At 62.7% G+C, this 2,960-nt stretch carries 3 protein-coding genes; all 3 read left to right on the forward strand.

Annotation, left to right across the window (positions count from 1 at the left end; translation table 11 throughout):
- The first annotated feature begins 31 nt into the window (after positions 1 to 31).
- Positions 32 to 1,012 carry a chromate resistance protein ChrB domain-containing protein gene (locus P0D89_RS51935; RefSeq protein ID WP_408368490.1) on the forward strand — a complete coding sequence of 327 codons (981 nt, stop codon included), beginning with the start codon at positions 32 to 34 and terminating at the stop codon, positions 1,010 to 1,012.
- Positions 1,009 to 2,193, forward strand: a complete 1,185-nt coding sequence (locus P0D89_RS51940; protein ID WP_408368488.1) for a chromate transporter — start codon at positions 1,009 to 1,011, stop codon at positions 2,191 to 2,193. Before P0D89_RS51935 ends, P0D89_RS51940 begins: the two co-directional genes overlap by 4 nt.
- Positions 2,194 to 2,285: 92 nt before the next feature.
- Positions 2,286 to 2,960: superoxide dismutase (locus P0D89_RS51945; RefSeq protein ID WP_408370819.1), on the forward strand; the 675-nt coding region annotated here is incomplete at its 3' end.

The following is a 2,960-nucleotide window of genomic DNA, read 5'->3' on the forward strand; positions in this document are numbered from 1 at the left end:
AAGTACGCTACACCAGTGTAGTTTACTTTACATGGATACTCTGACTTCCTGGTCTGTCCTCGTTCTGACGTTTCCCACCGAGAACGCCACAGCGCGCATGCGGGCGTGGCGGGCGCTGAAGGCGAAGGGGTGCGCCGTCCTGCGTGACGGCATCTACCTGTTGCCGCACACCGCGGAGCGCGAGGACATGCTGCGCGAACTCGCCGGTAGCATCGACGAAGCCGGCGGCACCGCGCATCTGCTGCGGGCACAAAGCCTGGACGCGTCGCAGGAAGCGGACTTTCGCGCACTGTTCGATCGCAATGGCGAATACACGACTTTTGTCGCATCACTGGGCACCGCGCGGAAAACGCTGGGAGGCCAAGCACCAGCGGAGGTCACCCGTCTGTTACGTCGCCTGCGCAAGGACTACGAGGCGATCCGGACGATCGACTACTTTCCGGGCGCCGCATCGACCGACGCCGAAGTCGCCTGGGAAGACTTTCTGGCGCTCGCGGATACCGTCCTGTCGCCGGGTGAGCCGCATGCGGCCGAGCGGGCCATCCGGCCGTTACGGCGCGACGAGTACCAGGCTCGCACGTGGGCGACCCGGCAACGGCTATGGGTCGACCGCGTGGCGAGCGCCTGGCTGATCCGTCGCTTCATCGATCCGCAGGCGCGCTTCCTGTGGCTCGTGTCGCCGGTGGCCTGCCCGCCGGAGGCACTCGGCTTCGACTTCGACGGCGCCGCCTTTACGCACGTGGGCGAGCGCGTGACGTTTGAGGTGCTGCTCGTGAGCTTCGGTCTCGATGACGACGCGGCGCTTCTTCGGCTCGGTGAAATGGTGCACGCGCTGGATGTCGGCGGCGCACCGGTGCCCGAGGCGATCGGCTTCGAAGCGGTGATGGCCGGCGCGCGCCAACGCGCATTGGACGACGATCAACTGCTCGACGAGATGGGTCGCGTGCTGGATTCAATCTACGCGCACTTTACGGCGAGCACAAAAAACAGCACCGCAGGGGGCCAGTCATGAACACCACGACGGCGACCGCGCCCGGCTACACGCTCGGCCAGATGGTCCTTTACATGCTGCGGCTCGGTACCTTCGGGTTTGGCGGCCCGGTGGCGCTGGTCGGCTACATGCACCGCGACCTGGTCGAGCGACGGGGCTGGATCAGCGAACAGGACTACAAGGAAGGATTGGCACTGGCTCAAATGATGCCAGGTCCTCTTGCCGCACAACTCGGCATTTACCTCGGATACGTACATTACCGCGTCGTCGGCGCAACGCTGGCCGGTATCGCTTTCGTTCTGCCTTCGTTCCTGATGGTTGTGGCGCTCGGCTGGGCCTACGCGCAGTTTGGCGGCCTCTCGTGGATGCAGGCAGTCTTCTACGGCGTCGGTGCCGCGGTGGTCGGAATCATCGCGATGAGCGCGTACAAGCTGACCAGAAAGACCGTCGGCAAAGACAGATTGCTGTGGGCGATATTCCTGACGCTCGCGGTCGTGACCGTGGTCACCCAGTCCGAGATCGCATGGCTGTTTATCGCGGGTGGCCTGCTCAACTGGTTCTGGCGTGCTCCGCCGAAATGGCTCAGCAAGGGTGGATTGAATGCGCTCGCCGTGACGCAGGCGCCCGGCATGAGCGGCGTCCTGAGCGGTCTTGATCTGCCACTGCTCGGCCAGATTGGCCTTTTCTTTGCCAAGGCCGGCGCGTTCGTGTTTGGCTCGGGACTCGCGATCGTGCCGTTCCTCTATGGTGGCGTGGTGACCGAACACCACTGGCTCAACGACAAGCAGTTCGTCGACGCAGTCGCCGTCGCGATGATCACGCCGGGGCCGGTCGTCATCACAGTCGGCTTCATCGGCTACCTCGTCGCGGGACTGCCGGGCGCCTGTATCGCCGCGCTCGGGACCTTCCTGCCTTGCTACCTGTTCACCGTACTGCCGGCGCCGTACTTCAAGAAATACGGCAAGCTGCCCGCCGTCAAGGCATTCGTTGACGGCATCACCGCCGCCGCTGTGGGCGCCATCACCGGCTCAGTAATTGTCATCGCGCGGCGCTCCATCGTTGACTGGCCGACTGTCGTACTTGCGCTTGTGACGGTCGTGCTGCTCTGGCGTTTCAAGAAGCTGCAGGAGCCGGTGGTCGTCGTCGCAGCGGCGCTGTTCGGTCTTGCTGTCTATCCGCTCATCCATTCGCACGCCATCTGACGGAACCCGCGTGCGCGCATTCTACGAGGAACGTAATCATGGCAACACGTCGTACCTTCCTGCACAACACCGCTGCGGTTGGCGCGGGAATCATGCTGGCCCAGGCACAAACCGTACGTGCCGCAGAAGAGCCCGGTTACACCGACAAGCTCACAGACGCGGACGGCAAGTATGCCGCTGGACCGCTGCCATTCGCCTACGACGCGCTTGAACCCGTTGTCGATGCCCGCACTGTCGAGCTGCACTACAACTTTCACCACAAGCCTGCTGTGGTTGCCGCGAACAAGGCTGAAGACGGCCTCGCGAAGGCGCGGGACTCAAACGACTTCGCGCTGGTGAAGTTCTACGAGAAAGAACTCGCGTTCCAGCTGTCCAGCCACATCCTGCACACGATTTACTGGACCAGCATCTCCGGCAAGGGCGGTGAACCGAAGGGTGACCTGGCAAAGGCAATCGACAGGAATTTCGGCTCATACGCGAAGTTCAAGGCACAACTGGTTGCCGCAACGATTGCTGTAGAAGCATCGGGCTGGGGCGTTGTTGGCTACCACCCGGCAACAGGCAAGCTCATGATCCTGCAATGCGAGAACCATCAGAAGCTCACAGCCTGGGGCATCCAGCCCATCCTCATCCTCGACGTTTTTGAGCACGCGTACTACCTGAAGTACCAGAACAGGCGCAACGAATACGTCAATCAGCTTTTTAGCCTCATCAACTGGGACAACGCGGCCATGCGGATGCAGGCAGCGTTGCCTGCGCGGAGGCTG

Source organism: Paraburkholderia sp. RL18-085-BIA-A, from assembly GCF_046027075.1.
In the GTDB taxonomy this organism is placed as follows: domain Bacteria; phylum Pseudomonadota; class Gammaproteobacteria; order Burkholderiales; family Burkholderiaceae; genus Paraburkholderia.